This window comes from Weeksella virosa DSM 16922, assembly GCF_000189415.1.
Taxonomy (GTDB): Bacteria; Bacteroidota; Bacteroidia; order Flavobacteriales; family Weeksellaceae; genus Weeksella; species Weeksella virosa.
On the sequence record NC_015144.1, the window covers coordinates 1,085,565 to 1,102,661 of the forward strand.

Below are 17,097 nucleotides of genomic sequence, written 5' to 3' on the forward strand. Positions count from 1 at the left end.
GATGGAAAAGGTTAATTTAGAAGAACTTTTTCGGGAGCAAGCAAAAAATTTAGAAGAAAAACCCGAAGAACGAGTTTGGCAAAGAATAGAAAAACACATGTATCCGAAAAAAGAAGTACCTAGGACAAGCTTCAAGGATAAAGTATGGTTTTCTGCAGCTGTATATGCATTAATTGCTGTTCCTGTTTTTGTATTGTATTATATGAAGAAAGCCAATCCTTCATCAGAAAAAGAATTTATAGTGATCTCGAATGTAGAATCTAAACCAGAAAAATCACTACAAACAATCGAGCAAGATCCCGTAGGAAGTAATATTTCTTCCAACTCCAAGAAAGAAGAACGTATAAAAGAACCATCAAAAGAAACTCTGACGAAAAATACGCTAGACAATGCTTTTGGTAAAACAACAAAACAAACATTTGATGAAAGAACAGAAATAGAGAAAGATGCAATAGCTATTTCCGAGAAAAGCCAACTTATTTTGGCGACTAATTTGGGCGAAAACAAAACATCCCATCAGGGAGATGAGTCTCAACTAAAAACCATGTCATCTGCTACTCAACTAAAAGACACAAAAATTACGAAAATGGTTGCACCAAAAGATGATAATCAATCAGAAAAAACAGAAATTGAGCATAAGACAAAAAAAATAGAGCAAGCTAAAGAAGAAGTTGTTTTACTACCCGATCAGTTTTTAGTTTTAGATTCGATATTCAAAGTCAACTTCAGAATCAAAGAAAAAAAGCCTAATCAACTGTTATTTCAGAACAAAGAAGTGGAGTTACGTTTTCGGAAAGATGAAAAAGATTCGATAACAATCGAATCAACCGATCAAATCAATCCTACAATAAAAGAAAAAATCGAAAGACGAAAAAAAGAAATTTTCCAGACATATGAAAAATAAAATAATTACCTTTCTAGCTATAAATTAACGCAATGCAAAAAATATTTACAGTAGGATTAGGGCTTTTTTGTACGTTTTTAACTGCACAAGAATTGGTTTTTGTCGAGTTCAAGGATAAACCACAAGCAACTGTTTCACTTGCTCAACCACTAAGCATTCTTTCTCAAGACGCGTTGGACAGACGAAACAAAAGAGGAGTGAATCTCGATGAGCGAGATGTACCGTTGGAGGTTACCTATGTACAACAAGTGAAAAAAAATTTTCCGATTTTAGGTCACTCTAAATGGCTCAATGGAGTAGTAGTAAATGCGAAATCTGAGCAGGATATTCTTACTCTTTCTCAATTACCTTTTGTGAATAAAGTAGAGACCTTTGTTCAAAATCCCAAAGCAGTACGAACCGAAAATAAAGTTTCAAAATTTACGGTTTCTACAAGAAATCTAGACAGAACCAAAGCGCATGTTTCGGATGAGTTTATTCAACAATTGAATCTACAAGTATTGCATAATCAAGGATTTACAGGTAAAAATGTAAAACTAGCTGTGATTGATGCGGGCTTTCCTTATGTAAATACCATGCAAGCTTTTGCAAATAGTAGAAATAATGGTAGAATAAAATTTACGTATGATTTTGTTACCAAAAGCACCGATGTTTATAATGTAAACTCTAATGACCATGGAACAATGGTTTTGAGTAATATTGCTGCAAAAACTCCAGAATATACGGGCACAGGTTACGATGCCGATTTGTATCTATTTCGCACAGAAGATGCTGCAACAGAGACACCCTTAGAAATGGTTTATTGGGTAATGGCAGCAGAAAAAGCCGATAGTTTAGGAGTAGATATCATCAACACTTCCTTGGGTTATTATGAGTTCGACGATGCCCGCTATAATTATTCTACAGACGATTTGGATGGCAAAACAACCTACATCACTCGAGGCGCAAATATCGCAGCAGAGAAAGGTATGATTTTGGTGATTTCTGCCGGGAATGAACGCTCTTCTCCTTGGGGGAAAATTTCTGCTCCAGCAGATGCACATAATGTTTTATCAATTGGTGCTGTCGATTTGCAAGGGAATATTGCGTATTTCTCATCCTATGGGCCCACGGCCGATAATCGCATAAAACCTGATGTGGTCGCTCTAGGTGTTTCGGTGCCGGTCTATAATTATGGATGGTGGGGCGAGGAAATAGTACGGAATAACGGGACATCCTTTTCTTCTCCGATAACGGCAGGTGCAGTAGCATCATTGATTCAGAAATATGAAAAATTTACAGTAGCACAAATCATAGAAGCTGTTCACCAAGCAGGAAATCGTTTTCAAAATCCGAACAACGATTACGGACATGGAATACCAGATTTTGCAAAAATAATGCACTATTTAGATGAAAATCTTTCGACAAGCGTTTTTGCAAATCAAAATCTAGAAATTTACCCAAATCCGACCAAAGATTGGTTAATTATAAAGTCGGCTACATCGATCAATCGTTTAGAGATTTTGGATACGAATGGACGCGTTGTACGAGCATATTCTAAGAAGAACACTATTTCTCTGAAAAGTCTTTTGAAAGGAGTTTATTTCGTGAAGATTTATTTTTCAGATGGTAAGGCAGTTACTCAAAAAATTATTAAACAATAAATTTTATACTCACAGAAAATGAAACAGTACTTTTGTACTGTTTTTTTTTACTAAGAAACAAAGATTTTTTATTCATCGATTAATCAAACTATACTAAGAGATCAGAATAATGTTAGCATTGCTAAGGGGATTATACCGAGACTAATAATAAAATACACAAAATGTTTTGATGATGGATAAACCTCAACAAAAGAATCTTAATTTCATCCTAGAAATATATAGTAATAGATGAAGTTAATTTATTCTTAAAGAGTAGAATACAAGGGATCTTAGAAAACAACAAAAACTCGTACATCTTTATAAGAAATACGAGTTTTAATTGTCGGGGTGGCAGGATTCGAACCTGCGACCTCCTGGTCCCAAACCAGGCGCGATGACCGGGCTACGCTACACCCCGATTGATTGTAGTGCGTTTGAGTTTGCAAATATAAGACTGATTTTTATAAAAACAAGAAAATTTTAGATAAAATTACATTTATTTTTTTATGTAACTGATAAACAAACTATTATCGAAAAAAAATGGTGACCAAATCAGTATTTTATCAGTATCCTTTTGTCTAGATAAATCATTCATCAAATTCAAATACTAAAAACAAGTTTTCTTACCTTTAGCAATTATAATTATAGCACATGAGTCGAAAAGAAGAATCCAATCAAACATCAAGCTTAGTTCGTGGACTGACCAATCGGCATATTCAGCTCATTGCCTTGGGCGGTGCAATTGGCACAGGATTATTTTTGGGAATCGGGCAAGCTGCAGTTTTAGCTGGTCCTTCTGTAATTTTGGGGTATGCAATGGCTGGGGTTATTGCTTTTTTTATCATGCGTCAGTTGGGCGAAATGGTCGTACAAGAACCTGTCTCTGGTAGCTTTAGTTATTTCGCTTATAAATATTGGGGAAATTTCCCAGGCTTTGCATCTGGTTGGAATTATTGGATTCTCTACATTCTGGTAAGTATGGCAGAACTTACAGCCATCGGTCATTATGTACATTTTTGGTGGCCAGAAATTCCGCTTTGGGTATCGAGCTTATTTTTCTTTTTGGTCATTACAGTACTCAATTTGGCTTCTGTAAAAGTCTATGGTGAAACTGAATTCTGGTTTTCTATCATCAAAGTCATTGCAATTATTGCGATGATAATTTTTGGCACATATTTATTATTAAGTGGTACTGGAGGAGAAAATGCAACGATAGAAAACTTATGGAATAATGGAGGTTTCTTCCCGAAAGGTCTTTTTAATCATTCAGAAAATCACTATACAGGTTTGTTTGCTGCTATGGCACTTATTATGTTTTCTTTCGGAGGACTCGAATTAATCGGTATTACTGCTGCTGAAGCAAAAAATCCAGAAAAAACAATCCCAAAAGCAACTAACCAAGTGATTTATAGGATATTAATTTTCTATGTAGGAGCTCTAATTATATTATTTTCGTTGAGTCCTTGGGCAGAAATAGATAAAGATTCAAGTCCATTTGTGATGGTTTTTAAGAATTTAGATGGTTTCGAGTTGGATCTTTTTGGGCACACTATTAGTTTTACCAAACTGATCGCAAATGCACTAAATATCATTGTTTTAACGGCAGCTCTTTCGGTCTATAACAGTAGTGTTTATAGTAATAGTCGAATGCTTTTTGGGTTGGCCGAACAAGGAAATGCCCCTAAAGCTTTACTAAAACTAAACAAGAATCATGTGCCAATAAATGCAATTTTGGTTTCATCTTGTTTTGCGGCAATTTGCATTATCATCAATAAAGTTATACCAGAAAAAGCATTAGAATATCTTATGTCTCTGGTTGTCTCTGCGTTGATTATCAATTGGTTGATGATAAGTTATACCCATCTAAAATTTAGGAAAAATAAAGTAAACAATCACATAGAAACAAAATTTCCATCAATATTTTATCCAATCTCTAATTATATTTCTATTGTATTTCTACTAACGATTTTAGTACTGATGACCCTGACTGGGATGCATGTTCCAGTAATTTTAATTCCAATTTGGATAGGAATTTTATTTGTATTCTATAAATTTTATAAGGGTAAAAAATCTTAATGTTGTTGAATTACTTGGAGTAAGCTTTCTTTGTTTCGTGCACCACTCTCTTTCCAGACTTGTTGTCCATTTCTAAAAAGAATAAACGTGGGAACGCCTTGTACACGATATCTTGCGGCAAGTGCCTGGTTTTTATCAATGTCTATTTTTATAATTTTTACCCCGTCTTTTACTTCTTCTTTTAGTTGTTCTAGAATGGGGTGCATCATTTGGCAAGGGCCACACCAAGTAGCAAAAAAGTCAACCAAAACTTTTTCATTACTATTAATGATTTCATTAAAAGTCATGATTTTGTATTTTTTAAATGATTATTTTTTAGATAAATTACAATTTTTATTCCGATTTTGATAATAATAAGGTACAAAAAACCACTCTAATTGATTATTAAAGTGGTTGATATATTGGGGGAAAAACTTTTTTAGTCGTTTAACTTCAATACGGCCAAGAATGCTGATTGTGGAACTTCTACTCGTCCAATCTGACGCATTCTTTTCTTTCCTGCTTTTTGTTTTTCTAATAACTTACGCTTACGAGAGATATCACCACCATAACACTTTGCAGTAACATCTTTTCGGAGGGCCTTGATCGTTTCTCGAGCAATGATTTTCGCACCAATTGCTGCCTGAATCGGAATATCAAACTGCTGACGAGGGATTAATTCTTTCAATTTTTCACACATCTTCTTACCAATAGTATAGGCATTGTCTATGTGAATGAGTGCAGAAAGTGCGTCTACAATTTCTCCGTTAATCATCACGTCTACTTTTACCAATTTAGAGGCTTTCATACCCGATGGAGTATAATCGAATGATGCATAACCTTTCGAAATCGATTTTAGACGATCGTAAAAATCAAAAACAACTTCTGCCAAAGGCATATCAAAAACCAATTCTACCCGATGCTGAGTCAAGTAATTTTGCGAAGTTAATTCGCCTCTTTTCTCGATACATAAACTCATTACTGGACCAACAAACTCAGATTTTGTAATAATCGAAGCTTTGATATATGGTTCTTCTACACGATTGAGACCTGTCGGATCTGGAAGTTCAGAAGGGTTATGTACCGGTATCATTACGGTAGGATTTTTCTCTAAATATGCTTCATACGATACGTTTGGTACAGTAGTAATTACGGTCATATTGAATTCTCGTTCCAAGCGCTCTTGAATGATTTCTAGGTGCAACATTCCTAAGAATCCACAGCGGAAACCAAATCCCAAGGCTGCAGAAGACTCTGCCTCATAAGTAAGAGAAGCGTCGTTTAGTCGGAGTTTCTCGATAGAAGCACGTAGTTCTTCGTAATCCTCCGTATCTACAGGATAAATCCCTGCGAAAACCATTGGCTTCACCTCTTCGAAACCATCAATTGGCTCGGCAGCAGGATTTTCTGTCAAAGTAATTGTATCACCAACTTTTACCTCAGAAGCCGTTTTTATACCCGAAATGATATATCCAACATCTCCTGTTTTGATGATTTTTTTCTCAACCTGGGTGAGCTTTAAAGTTCCAATCTCATCGGCATGGTATTTTCTGCCGGTTGCCATAAACTTTACTTCATCACCTTTTCTTATTTCTCCATTTACTACTTTGTAGAAAGCTTCTATTCCACGGAAAGGATTATACACAGAATCGAAAATCAACGCTTGTAAGGGTGCGTTTGGATCCCCTTGCGGAGCAGGAATGCGTTCTATAATTGTGTGTAGAAGTTCTTCTACTCCTTCACCAGTTTTTCCACTTACGCGTAAAACATCGCTAGGATCGCAACCAATTAAATCGACAATATCATCGGTTACTTCTTCTGGATTAGCAGAAGGTAAATCTATTTTATTTAGTACCGGGATGATTTCTAGATCATTTTCCAACGCCAAATATAGGTTAGAAATGGTTTGTGCCTGTATGCTTTGTGCCGCATCTACGATAAGTAGAGCACCTTCACAAGCTGCAATAGAACGAGAAACTTCGTATGAGAAGTCCACGTGTCCTGGCGTATCAATAAGGTTTAGAATATAGGTTTCACCATCTTTTTCATACTCCATCTGGATCGCATGAGATTTGATGGTAATCCCACGTTCTCGTTCCAAATCCATATCGTCTAGGGTCTGACTTTGCAACTCACGATCGGTAACGGTTTTTGTTACTTGTAATAAACGGTCGGCCAGGGTACTTTTTCCATGGTCGATGTGAGCGATAATACAAAAATTACGGATATTCTTCATGTTCTATTTCTCGAATAGGCAAAAATAATCTTTTCTCAGCAGACTACAAGATTTTTAAGATAATTCCGTACAAACTTATTTTTTATTTTATCAAATAAGTTAATTTGTTGGCTTTTGGTAGGATATAATTCTTAGAAATAGAAAATTTTTTATCAATAATCTATGATTTTTTGCTCTGTTGACTAAGTTTTTTGTTCTGGATATTTTCTAACTCGAAGAATAGTTCCGTATTTTTAGCACATTATCCAATCAAAATAATTTATAAGATGATCGAACCAAAACCTTTGCAGGCAGTAAAAGCATTTCATACTACTTTTCAGCATCCAATTCTAGAGAAACCTCAAATACCGTCAGCGGATCGTTGTCAATTGCGTTTGGCTTTGTTAACTGAAGAGTTGGCAGAGTTGCAACAAGCGATTGATAAAAAAGATTTAGTGGAAATTGCTGATGCTTTTTGCGATTTGCAATATGTACTTTCTGGGGCTATTTTAGAGTTTGGATTGCAAGGAAAGTTTTATGAATTGTTTGAAGAAGTGCAACGATCGAATATGAGTAAAGCTTGTAAAACTGAAGAAGAAGCGAAAGAAACTCAGCAATATTATTACGATAAAGACAAGACAGAAAGTTATTATAAAGAGAAAGATGGTTTGTTTTTGGTCTATCGGAAAGATGATCATAAAACGTTGAAATCGGTGAACTATTCTCCTGCCAATCTACAAGAAATATTAGATAAATAATAAAGATACTATTGAAAATAAATGAGATAAAATCGTGGTTGCCACAAGTTGTCTACCTTGTACTTTTTGTGGTTTTTTCTGGGTTGTTTATTCAGCAATCCATCGTCTTGCTAACGCCGTATTCATCCTTTTATCATAGCAGTGGGATGATAGAGAAACAAGGGGAATATCGTGCAGAGAAAATCAATAAAAATAGATCGTTGAGTTATCCAGTGAAGTACATAAAGTTTTGGCACAACGACACAATTTATGCTTATAAAAATAATAGTTTTCTGCTCCAACTAATTGATGAAAATAAACCTCTAACGGTTTATCATAAAGGGATGGATGACAAACAATCGGTGGTGGATATTGTACAAATAATCCAAAATAATGAAAAAATTTTTCGTCGATATCATCATAAAAGCAGCGATATTTTTTTAGTTGTTTTTTATGCGATGGGTGTGATTGCTGCGAGCGTTTTGGGGTATAGAAGATGGGCAAAAAAGAAAAAGCAAACCCAAGAGGATTTGCTTTGTTAGTGGTTTTGTTTTTTTACTAGAATATAAGTTTTTATTCGAAAGAATTTTTTTCTTCTTCTCGAGAAGTAACCGATTTGTCTTCGGCGAATCCGGCTTTCCAATACGAATAGGCATAGAGTTCGTCTCTGGTCCAACCTAACTCTTTTCTAAAATAATTTCTCAGTACTTTTACCGTAGAGAATTCGGCAGCAACATATGCAAATTTGTTTTCGATGCTCGGTATTGTGTGTTGTTGAGCGATTTTTGCTAATTCACTTCCTTTTTCTGGATGTAGATTGTGCAACCATTTTATAGTTATACCATCTGGTTTTTGTAAATTTTGCTCATCTTCTTTGGTAGGAGTTTCGAGCAGTACAATACCTTTTGCATCTTGTGGTAAAGATTCTAATATAGAGGCAATTACCGGAATGGCTGTGGCATCGCCAATCAAGAAATACCAATCTGCTGGTGGGCATAATTCTGTTTTTTGCGCTTTCATCACCACACCGATTTTATCTCCTTTTTCGGCATGAATAGCCCAAGCCGAAGCAGGTCCGTTTTCGCCATGATGTACAAAATCTATCTGCAATTGATTTTTTTCTAGATCGATGTATCGATGCGTATATGTCCGGATGATAGGGCGTAAATGTTCTTCTACAGAAGTATGATCGAACCCCTTCTTAGTAAGTGTAGGAAAATAAACGCGATCAACTCCTGTGGGCGGAATCATTATTTTGTTATTGACTCCTAAGGTGCAATTAGCATATGGGGAAATATCATCACATTGTAAAGTAACCCGGATATAGTGCGGTGTAATATATTCTTTCCCAACCAATTCGAATTCTTTTCTTGCAATTTTTGGCTTGTTCATAATATATTATTTTAAGGCATTTTTCACCTCATCCACCATCATTTGTGTAGAAGTTAATCCTCCTCCCGATACGTACCAAACCTGCGGATTTAGGTAAATAATTTTACCATTTTTATAAGCATTTGTACGCTGAATTAATACGTTTTCTATTTCTTTTTTATTGGTTTCTACACGATTAATCATGGCAGAACGATCGACAATAAATAAGTAATCTGGATTTTTGTGTTCGATAAATTCATTAGAGATTGGTTGCCCGTGTGTAGATACCTCCAAGTTTTCGGTGGCTTGTTGCACTCCCAAAACATCATGAATAAAGCCAAACCGAGAACCTTTTCCATAGGCACTAAATTTCCCATTATTGTACAATACAATTAGGGCTTTTTTATCATCTTTCGAAAGAATATCTTTTTCTGTTTGGATTTTGTCTTTTATCTGTTTTACCTTCTCTTCAGTTTCTTTTTCTTTCCCGAATATTTTTCCTAAAGTAAGGGTATTTTTTTCGAAAGAGTTGAGGTAATCTTTGTAATCAACTTGCATGTAAATTGTAGGTGCAATAGAAGAAAGTTCTTTATAAGCGTCTTGTAATCGATCAGAAATGATGATCAAATCAGGATTCAAAGCATTTACTTTTTCGTAGTTTGCTTCTTTCACAGAGCCTACATTTTCTATGCTCGAGTCTTGTGCATATTGCTGTAAATGTTCGGGTAAGAAATCTTTTGGTATACCGACAATTTTCACACCCAATTGATCCAAAGTTTCGAGCGATCCAATATCAAAAACAACTACCCGCTCTGGATTTTCTTTTACTTGTGTTGTCCCTAATTCGTGTACAACTTCGATGGTATCGATATTGGCATTGTGGTGTTGTTCATTTTCTTTACAAGCACCAACCAATAAGAGTGTCGTAAGAATAGATAAATGTATTAACTTTTTCATATTGAATGTTTTATAAATTAAAATAGTTACAAATTCGTTGTCCGTTTCGTTCGATTACTTCAAAATTGAGATCGAAAATTTCTTTTAGATTTTCGGCAGAAATAACTTCTTCTGTAGGGCCTTTTTTCAGCACTTTACCGTTTTTCAAAGCAATGATATAGTCTGAATAATTCGAAGCAAAATTGATTTCATGAATCACAATTATCACTGTTTTTCCTTTCTCTTCGACCAAGCGTTTTAGGGTTTTCATTACTTGTACCGAAAGCTTCATATCTAGATTATTCAGCGGCTCATCGAGCAAAATGTATTCGGTATCTTGGGCAATCACCATTGCAAGAAATGCACGTTGACGCTGTCCACCACTCAATTCATCCAAATAACAATCTTTGAAATCTTCTAGTGAGCAAAAGGTAATTGCTTCTTGTATTTTTTCGTGATCAATCTGTGTTAATTTGCCTTTAGAGTATGGGAATCGACCAAAAGCTACAAGTTCTTCTACCGTTAATCTAAGATCGAGATGATTGGCTTGTTTCAAGAAAGATAAATGTTTGGCTAACTCTTTATTTTTTATTTTGAAAAGATTTTCTCCATCTAAACTAACCGATCCTTTGTCTTTTTCTATCAGACGGCTAATGATTGATAATAACGTGCTTTTTCCGGCACCATTAGGGCCAATTAGCGAGGTGATTTGGTTTTTCGGAATGTCAAATCCTACGCCTTTAAGCACCTCTCGCTTACCAAATTGTTTGTATATATTTTCTACTTTAATCATTTTTTTTGGGTTGATTTAAGGACGAGATAAATAAAATAAACGCCACCAATAAAGTTGATGACAATGCTTGTTGTGGTTGAAAAATTGAAAAAATGTTCGACCAATGTTTGGCCAATCAATAAAAAAACACAAGCAATAATACTACAAAGCCATACCATGTATCGGTGCTGTCTAGTGATAAAAAGCTCGTAACATAAATTGGTTACCATAATGCCTAGAAAGGCTATCGGGCCAACCAAAGCGGTTGATACGGAAACAAAAATGGATATGATGAACATGTAAAGCTGGATAAGACGATTATAGTTCAAACCAAGATTTATAGCATGTTCTCGACCAAGTGCGATCACATCTAGATATTTGAGATAAGGTTGTGCCAGAACTAAAGTAACGAGTATGATGCCTGTAGCAGTGTAGAGTAGTGTCGTATTCATTTTGGTAAAGGATACAAACATAAAAGCTTCTATCATAGAGAACTCATTAGGATCGATGATGATTTGTAAAAATTGACTCAGCGTGCTAAATAAAGTACCAAGTACTAATCCTATCAATAATAAATGATAGATATTGTTTTTTCCTTTTTTAAATAACACAAAATACATGATAAAGGAAAATAGCATCATAAAAGCAATCGAAATAAAAAAGTTATCGTTCTGATTGATTACTTTAAAACTTTTGTCGCCATACAAAAACACTAAAAATGTTTGGAAGAGAATGAAGACCGCTTCATATCCCATGATCGATGGTGTGAGAATTTTATTGTTGGTTATCGTCTGGAAAATCAAAGAAGAATACCCCACACAAATGCCTACCAAAATAATTGTACAAAGACGAATAAGTCTTCTTGGTAAAACATAATCGAGATTGTTTCCTATGTTATAAAACATAAAAATCGCAGTAACAAAAACGAAGACACTGCTCAGGATAATGGTTCTATTTCGTAAAGTTTTGGTCATTAGGCTTTACGTTTTAGGATGAGAAAAGAGAAAAATATTCCGCCTACGATACCAATTGTCAAACCTATTGGCACTTCATACGGGAAAATAATTATTCGGCTGATTAAATCACAAATTATCAAGAAAATAGCACCATAAATTGCTGTATAGGGTAAAGTTCTTTTTAGGTTATCACCATGAATCATGCTCACAACATTCGGGATTATTAGGCCCAAAAAAGGAATAGCTCCTATCGTAACCACCGTAATACTTACGGTGAGCGCAACACAAAACAATCCGATATAGACGACGCTATGGTAATTGAGACCAAGATTTTTAGAGAAGTTTTCGCCCATCCCGACTACAACAAATTCATTGGCATATAAATAAGTAATGACTACGGCTGGTAGGATGAAATAGATCGACTCGTAATTGCCTTGTAAAACCGAAGAAAAGTCGCCCATCATCCATCCCTGGACACTCTGTACTATATTGTTTTTGTAGGCATAAAAAGTAGAAATTGCATTGAGAATATTCCCGTACATAATACCGATGAGCGGAATGAATATGGTATTTTTTGTACGAATTCTTCTGATCATTATTATAAAAATACAAGTGGCTAAAAGAGTAAAAGACAATGCAATAAGGGTTTTACCGAAAACCGAAATGTGCTGAAAAGAAATGATACTGAGCAGTATTCCCATTTTTGCAGCATCAAGCGTACCAGCTGTAGAAGGTGCTACAAATTTGTTTTGGGCAATTTGTTGCATGATAAATCCCGAAATGCTAAGCCCGACCCCTGTCAAAATCAAGGCAATCGTTCTCGGAATTCGGCTAATTGCCAATATCATTATTTCATCATCAGACAAGGAGAAAATAGAGCGTAGTGGTATCTCCTTTACTCCTATAAAAAGAGAAAGTAAACAGAGAACGACCAATAGAACAAGTAAATAAAAGTATTTCATTTCTCTTATTTAGACTTAATAAGAGCAAAAATAAACTTTATTATCTATTTAATCAATCCAACTGATTTAAATCACTTCTAAAAACTCAATGAAAATGTTGTAATTTTGGAGTATGTTATGGGATAATATTGTCGGGCAAACCGAACTAATTGATCAATTAAAAGCTACCATAAAAGACGGCAGAATAAGTCATGCACAATTATTTATTGCACCCGAAGGTGTAGGCGCTTTACCCTTGGCTATTGCGTATGCTCAGCATATTTTATGTCCAGATTCTACAGCGAGCTGTACACAGAAAGTTGTTCATTTACAACATCCAGATTTACATTTCTCTTATCCTTATAACAAAGTTTCGGCAAGCGACGGCCAACACCCTGTAGCTACAAAATACATCGGTTTGTGGAGAAATTTTGTCTTAGAAAATCCGTACGGAAATTATTCTGATTGGATGAAATTCCTAGGCATAGAAAAAAAACAAGGCATAATCAATGTTCACGAAGCCAATGATATCATCAAACGTTTAACCCTGAACAGTTACGAGGGTGGATACAAGGTAATGATTATTTGGCATGCAGATTTGATGAACGAAGATGCAGCGAATAAACTCCTGAAAGTTATAGAAGAGCCACCCCAAAGAACAATTTTTATTCTGATTGCCGAAAAACAAGATGCGATTTTACCCACCATTTTGTCGCGCTGTCAGGTTGTAAATATTCCACATCTGACTGATGCTGCAGTTGAAAAATATCTCGTAGAACAAGAAAATATCCCTAGAGAACTTGCCAAACAATTTGCTTTCATGGCTCAGGGAAATTTACGTGTGGCTAAGCAACTTGCAACAGAAGATCATTCACTCTATGATACTTATTTTGTATCGATGGTACGTTTGGCATTTTTGGCCAAAAAGAAACTATCTGCCTTGCGAGAGATAATTCTCTGGGCCAATGAAATATCTCTATGGTCGAGGGACGAGCAGAAAAATTTCCTAATTCATTCGTCGGAAATTTATCGTCAAGCATTGCTCAAAAATTATCAAGCCGATGAGATAAGTTACCTACAAGTAAAATCCGACTCTTTCAAGTGGGCAGGTTTTTTTCCTTATATCAATAGCCGAAATATAGAAGATATTCTCACCGAGCTCAACGAAGCGGCTTATCATATCGAGAGAAACGGTAATGCAAAAATTATATTTTTTGATATGGCGGTAAAACTCACTCGTTTCATTCATCGAGTCGAGCGATAATTAATAATAGACAGCTCTCAGAAATTGCCAAGCGATTTTCAGTACTTCATTATAGTTCTCGTAATGAGAAACATGCCCGGTCGAGAGCGTTTTTGTGGTTACGGCAGGATGATTCTCTAGGCATGCAAGTAATTCTCTAGGATTTACTGTTTGGTCATACTTTCCGACAATAACCAAAGAAGGTTTAGGGAATTGAAGCAAAGTTTTATGTCGATCAGGGCGCAAACGCATTGCATCTAATGCATACTGTGCACCTTCTACACTTGTTTCGTACGCAATCTCTTTTAGAACTTCGATAGCTGCTTGTTTTTCTTCATTCTTTTGTTGATAAAATAAATTAGGAATGCTAAGATTTATCAAGGTTTTAAGGTTTTTTTCTACTGTTTTCTTAGCTTTTATTCGTTGTAACTTCTTTTCAACATTATCGGCAAACGTAGTCGAATTCATCAAGACTAAAGCATCTAATCTCTGGGGGAAAAGATCTGCAATAGCCAAAGCTACATAGCCACCCATCGAGTGTCCCCAAACCGTGAAAGATTCTATATTTTCATGGTCGGCTACCCGAATAACTTCTCTTGCTATTTGATCAACGGAAGGATTTCCATCAATGTTTTTTGATAAACCATGACCCGGAAAATCAATTAAAAGGATAGAAAAATCAGAGGCCAAATCTTCTGCTAAATCAAACCAAATTTTTCTGTTTTCTAAGAAACCATGTAAAAAAATAAGGGTATTTATGCCCTTACCCAATTTTGTGTACGCTAACATTTTTGGCAGAGTTTTGGTTCAATTTACAACATTCGTAGATTTTAATGGTTTTTATCTAACCAGAAATTGTCGAAAACATCGAAAAATGTTTCTTTTATCAATCAAATTAATTACTAAATTTCCTGATGAAAATCAGCCAAAAAAGAATATTCCAATCCAAACAGAAAGACAGTCAATCGAAATATTTTTGTAATTTAGTACAAATATTTTTCCCGTTTTGAGAACTTTTTTATTCGTCTTTTTTCTCCTCCTTTTTGTAGGATGTGATCGACCAAGAACTCCAGAAATCAAACCTAGTCCAATAGGTGTAAAGGAGGAATATGCCGATTTGTTACAACGGAATCAACCGAAAGAAGAAGAGGAAGAAGTTTTGCAAGAAAAACCTGAAAAATTAGCGGTGAAAAAGCAAAAACCAGTTTCGACTCGTAAGCTTACGATAAAACCGCAGTTGCCTGATGAGGTAGATACACTGAAATTTAGCTATGCTAAAGCGGAACAAAAAGTTTCGAAAAAAGCAAATCAACGCAATGTTTTCTGGGTCAATACAGATACAGCCAATAAATTAGAAATAAGTCTATTGACGGCTGATTCTACTGCAAATATTGGTATTATACAAATTTTAAATCCAGACGGAACGCAAGGAAATCAATTAGGAAAATCGGTATTATTTTCGTTGCCAATTCGCAACGGAAATTACAAGATTACAGTAGGAGATAGAACAAGCAATCAGCCAAGTTTTGAGGGAGAATATGTTTTGAAAATGAAGCTGAAGTGGTAATAAATTTTTAATACGAATGACGATGAAAAAGAAAATTACGAGCCGAGAAGAAATTGAATTGTTGGTTGATACTTTTTATGGAAAAGTACAGAAGGATGATTTGATTGGTCCTATTTTCGATCGTGTAATCCAAGATCGTTGGCCGCATCATTTGCACAAAATGTATCAATTTTGGGAAACGATTTTGTTCGAGGATCAATATACGTATAGAGGTCGTCCTTTCCCACCACATATTTCCTTGGGTCTGAGCGAAGAACATTTCGAACGTTGGTTATCGTTGTTTACAGAAACACTGAAAGAGAACTTCGAAGCAGACGAAACCACCGAAAAAGCTCTAAAACAAGCCCATACAATGGCAACTTTATTTCAAAGTAAATTAGCTTATTTCAGAGAGCAAGGAAGCAAACCAATTCAGTGAAACCTCTTACCGGTATTTATTAAACCTTGATATAGATTTTTTTTCGATCAAGAAGAAAGGCTAGACCCCAAAAAAGTGCTAAGAAAACTAGCGAATAGAAAAAAGAGCCAATTTTTGGAGTTCCTGGAATTTGTGCACAAATGTTTTCATAGAACCAGCTCAAAGGAGAAAGATACCGAATTTCCCCAGTTTCGGTAAATCCGTCTTTTATTCGAATGAGTTGTAACAGTCTTGGTAAAAGTCCACTAAGGACAAAAATGAAAAGAGGATTCTTCCCAAAAACATCGAAAAACCTCATCCAAGCAGGATGCATTTGCAAAACTTCAGCGAACCATACCATACAGCCAATGGTGAAAATTGCCAAAGCTGTGGTATGAATAACGTATGAGCTACTCCATATTTTTTTGTTGTACGGAAAGTCTAACTGCCAAATATACCCCATAATCAAAGCAAAAGCTCCTAGAACAAATAAACCGCTAAGCATACGATATATAGGCAGATTACTTGCAGGTAAAGAACGAGAAAACCATCGGATATCGCCTTGTTTCTGGATGTATACTCCAACCAAATATCCTAATAGAATCTGAGAAATCGCAGGAATTGTGCTATACAAGCCCTCTGGATCAAAAGGAACACCTTCACCTTTATACATATGAGCCAAACCAATTAAATGGACATCGATTTTTGTGCCGATAAATCCCTCTAAACTGTAAGGATCAACACCTCCTAAGAAAAAGGTTAAAGCCCAATAGAATAAAAGAATTAAAATAGAAATTTTTAGAACTACTCTATCTCTATAATAATAAGCCAAGGTAGAGGCAAAGAAATTAGCGATGGCAATTCGTTGTAAAACACCCATAATCCGAACGCCGTTTTCCTCTGATTCTCGCCATGCTCTGAATACTAATTCATTGTTTTCCCATTTGAGAAATGGCCACCAGTTGATAAATAATCCGATAGCAAAAATGAGAATCGTTCGTTTGATAATTTTTTTCCAAAAAACATTGCTAGCTTGCAGTTTCAGGTGAGACATCCCAAAAGACATGGCATTCCCAACTGCAAAAAGAAAGAAAGGAAAAACCAAATCGGTCGGTGTACATCCGTGCCATGACGCATGTTGTAGTGGCGAAAACATATACGACCAAGAACCTGGATTATTAACCAAAATCATCAATGCGATGGTTGCACCACGAAACACGTCTAAGGAATAATATCGAGTAGTTTTCATGTCATCAAGGAAAAGCTAAATATACTTATTCTACCGAAATATTATTGATTATTTTTTTGGGTATAGATTTCGGTAGAATAAATGATAAGACTAGGGAGTTCTTTTACCAAAAGAGAAGGATAAAAAGAATAG

Annotated in this window: 17 protein-coding genes and 1 tRNA gene; 8 read left to right on the plus strand and 10 right to left on the minus strand. The window is 35.4% G+C overall.

Going from position 1 to position 17,097, the window contains the following annotated elements; translation table 11 throughout:
* Position 1 precedes the first annotated feature (1 nt).
* Together WEEVI_RS05320 and WEEVI_RS05325 are read left to right on the plus strand one after the other, a co-directional pair.
* On the plus strand, positions 2-904 hold the full coding sequence (locus WEEVI_RS05320) for a hypothetical protein (protein ID WP_041942094.1): 903 nt from the start codon (positions 2-4) through the stop codon (positions 902-904).
* A 32-nt stretch (positions 905-936) separates the two neighbouring features.
* Positions 937-2,547, plus strand: coding sequence for a S8 family serine peptidase (locus WEEVI_RS05325; RefSeq protein ID WP_013598134.1), 1,611 nt, complete (start codon positions 937-939; stop codon positions 2,545-2,547).
* Between the two features lie 322 nt (positions 2,548-2,869).
* Here WEEVI_RS05325 and WEEVI_RS05330 read toward each other — a convergent pair.
* Positions 2,870-2,944 (minus strand) — tRNA-Pro (locus WEEVI_RS05330).
* Between the two features lie 233 nt (positions 2,945-3,177).
* Here WEEVI_RS05330 and WEEVI_RS05335 point away from each other — a divergent pair.
* Positions 3,178-4,602 (plus strand): amino acid permease, encoded by a 1,425-nt coding sequence (locus WEEVI_RS05335; protein WP_013598135.1) that lies wholly within the window; start codon positions 3,178-3,180, stop codon positions 4,600-4,602.
* Here the strand turns inward: WEEVI_RS05335 and trxA are convergent.
* Both trxA and lepA read right to left on the minus strand, forming a co-directional pair.
* Positions 4,599-4,889, minus strand: a complete 291-nt coding sequence (gene trxA, locus WEEVI_RS05340) for a thioredoxin (RefSeq protein ID WP_013598136.1) — start codon at positions 4,887-4,889, stop codon at positions 4,599-4,601. The genes WEEVI_RS05335 and trxA overlap by 4 nt on opposite strands.
* A gap of 131 nt (positions 4,890-5,020) precedes the next feature.
* Complete coding sequence (lepA, locus tag WEEVI_RS05345; RefSeq protein ID WP_013598137.1) at positions 5,021-6,817, minus strand: translation elongation factor 4; 1,797 nt, start codon at positions 6,815-6,817, stop codon at positions 5,021-5,023.
* A gap of 266 nt (positions 6,818-7,083) precedes the next feature.
* Between lepA and WEEVI_RS05350 the strand changes: the two genes are divergently transcribed.
* Positions 7,084-7,554, plus strand: a complete 471-nt coding sequence (locus WEEVI_RS05350) for a pyrophosphohydrolase domain-containing protein (RefSeq protein ID WP_013598138.1) — start codon at positions 7,084-7,086, stop codon at positions 7,552-7,554.
* An 11-nt stretch (positions 7,555-7,565) separates the two neighbouring features.
* Positions 7,566-8,075, plus strand: coding sequence for a hypothetical protein (locus WEEVI_RS05355; protein WP_013598139.1), 510 nt, complete (start codon positions 7,566-7,568; stop codon positions 8,073-8,075).
* A gap of 31 nt (positions 8,076-8,106) precedes the next feature.
* Here the strand turns inward: WEEVI_RS05355 and WEEVI_RS05360 are convergent, their stop codons facing one another.
* Genes WEEVI_RS05360 through WEEVI_RS05380 form a run of 5 tightly spaced genes read right to left on the minus strand, consistent with a single transcriptional unit; the run spans position 8,107 to position 12,530 of the window.
* On the minus strand, positions 8,107-8,925 hold the full coding sequence (locus WEEVI_RS05360; protein ID WP_013598140.1) for a siderophore-interacting protein: 819 nt from the start codon (positions 8,923-8,925) through the stop codon (positions 8,107-8,109).
* A gap of 6 nt (positions 8,926-8,931) precedes the next feature.
* Positions 8,932-9,861: a siderophore ABC transporter substrate-binding protein gene (locus tag WEEVI_RS05365; RefSeq protein ID WP_013598141.1), complete on the minus strand. Its 930-nt coding sequence runs from the start codon at positions 9,859-9,861 to the stop codon at positions 8,932-8,934.
* A gap of 10 nt (positions 9,862-9,871) precedes the next feature.
* Positions 9,872-10,633, minus strand: coding sequence for an iron ABC transporter ATP-binding protein (locus WEEVI_RS05370; RefSeq protein ID WP_013598142.1), 762 nt, complete (start codon positions 10,631-10,633; stop codon positions 9,872-9,874).
* Positions 10,630-11,586 carry an iron chelate uptake ABC transporter family permease subunit gene (locus WEEVI_RS05375; protein ID WP_013598143.1) on the minus strand — a complete coding sequence of 319 codons (957 nt, stop codon included), beginning with the start codon at positions 11,584-11,586 and terminating at the stop codon, positions 10,630-10,632. The genes WEEVI_RS05370 and WEEVI_RS05375 overlap by 4 nt, the downstream gene beginning before the upstream one ends.
* Entirely contained in the window at positions 11,586-12,530 is a 945-nt protein-coding gene (locus WEEVI_RS05380; protein ID WP_013598144.1) for an ABC transporter permease, read from the minus strand. Before WEEVI_RS05380 ends, WEEVI_RS05375 begins: the two co-directional genes overlap by 1 nt.
* A 112-nt stretch (positions 12,531-12,642) precedes the next feature.
* On the opposite strand from WEEVI_RS05380, the gene WEEVI_RS05385 reads away from it, so the two are divergent.
* Complete coding sequence (locus WEEVI_RS05385; RefSeq protein WP_013598145.1) at positions 12,643-13,773, plus strand: DNA polymerase III subunit; 1,131 nt, start codon at positions 12,643-12,645, stop codon at positions 13,771-13,773.
* Here the strand turns inward: WEEVI_RS05385 and WEEVI_RS05390 are convergent, their stop codons facing one another.
* Positions 13,774-14,541 carry an alpha/beta fold hydrolase gene (locus tag WEEVI_RS05390; protein ID WP_013598146.1) on the minus strand — a complete coding sequence of 256 codons (768 nt, stop codon included), beginning with the start codon at positions 14,539-14,541 and terminating at the stop codon, positions 13,774-13,776.
* Between the two features lie 217 nt (positions 14,542-14,758).
* On the opposite strand from WEEVI_RS05390, the gene WEEVI_RS05400 reads away from it, so the two are divergent.
* A complete protein-coding gene (locus WEEVI_RS05400; protein WP_013598147.1) occupies positions 14,759-15,319 on the plus strand; it encodes a hypothetical protein in 561 nt (186 codons plus the stop codon).
* A gap of 22 nt (positions 15,320-15,341) precedes the next feature.
* Positions 15,342-15,737, plus strand: a complete 396-nt coding sequence (locus WEEVI_RS05405) for a group III truncated hemoglobin (RefSeq protein ID WP_041942097.1) — start codon at positions 15,342-15,344, stop codon at positions 15,735-15,737.
* A 19-nt stretch (positions 15,738-15,756) separates the two neighbouring features.
* On the opposite strand, the gene WEEVI_RS05410 is transcribed toward WEEVI_RS05405, so the two are convergent.
* On the minus strand, positions 15,757-16,965 hold the full coding sequence (locus tag WEEVI_RS05410; RefSeq protein ID WP_013598149.1) for an acyltransferase family protein: 1,209 nt from the start codon (positions 16,963-16,965) through the stop codon (positions 15,757-15,759).
* Positions 16,966-17,097 lie beyond the last annotated feature (132 nt).

Excerpts from the sequence above, each read along its gene's own strand:
- WEEVI_RS05320 (WP_041942094.1), top strand. The coding sequence starts at position 2 with ATGGAAAAGGTTAATTTAGAAGAACTTTTTCGGGAGCAAGCAAAAAAT.
- WEEVI_RS05325 (WP_013598134.1), top strand. The coding sequence starts at position 937 with ATGCAAAAAATATTTACAGTAGGATTAGGGCTTTTTTGTACGTTTTTA.
- WEEVI_RS05335 (WP_013598135.1), top strand. The coding sequence starts at position 3,178 with ATGAGTCGAAAAGAAGAATCCAATCAAACATCAAGCTTAGTTCGTGGA.
- trxA (WP_013598136.1), bottom strand. The coding sequence starts at position 4,889 with ATGACTTTTAATGAAATCATTAATAGTAATGAAAAAGTTTTGGTTGAC.
- lepA (WP_013598137.1), bottom strand. The coding sequence starts at position 6,817 with ATGAAGAATATCCGTAATTTTTGTATTATCGCTCACATCGACCATGGA.
- WEEVI_RS05350 (WP_013598138.1), top strand. The coding sequence starts at position 7,084 with ATGATCGAACCAAAACCTTTGCAGGCAGTAAAAGCATTTCATACTACT.
- WEEVI_RS05360 (WP_013598140.1), bottom strand. The coding sequence starts at position 8,925 with ATGAACAAGCCAAAAATTGCAAGAAAAGAATTCGAATTGGTTGGGAAA.
- WEEVI_RS05365 (WP_013598141.1), bottom strand. The coding sequence starts at position 9,861 with ATGAAAAAGTTAATACATTTATCTATTCTTACGACACTCTTATTGGTT.
- WEEVI_RS05370 (WP_013598142.1), bottom strand. The coding sequence starts at position 10,633 with ATGATTAAAGTAGAAAATATATACAAACAATTTGGTAAGCGAGAGGTG.
- WEEVI_RS05375 (WP_013598143.1), bottom strand. The coding sequence starts at position 11,586 with ATGACCAAAACTTTACGAAATAGAACCATTATCCTGAGCAGTGTCTTC.
- WEEVI_RS05380 (WP_013598144.1), bottom strand. The coding sequence starts at position 12,530 with ATGAAATACTTTTATTTACTTGTTCTATTGGTCGTTCTCTGTTTACTT.
- WEEVI_RS05385 (WP_013598145.1), top strand. The coding sequence starts at position 12,643 with ATGTTATGGGATAATATTGTCGGGCAAACCGAACTAATTGATCAATTA.
- WEEVI_RS05390 (WP_013598146.1), bottom strand. The coding sequence starts at position 14,541 with ATGTTAGCGTACACAAAATTGGGTAAGGGCATAAATACCCTTATTTTT.
- WEEVI_RS05405 (WP_041942097.1), top strand. The coding sequence starts at position 15,342 with ATGAAAAAGAAAATTACGAGCCGAGAAGAAATTGAATTGTTGGTTGAT.
- WEEVI_RS05410 (WP_013598149.1), bottom strand. The coding sequence starts at position 16,965 with ATGAAAACTACTCGATATTATTCCTTAGACGTGTTTCGTGGTGCAACC.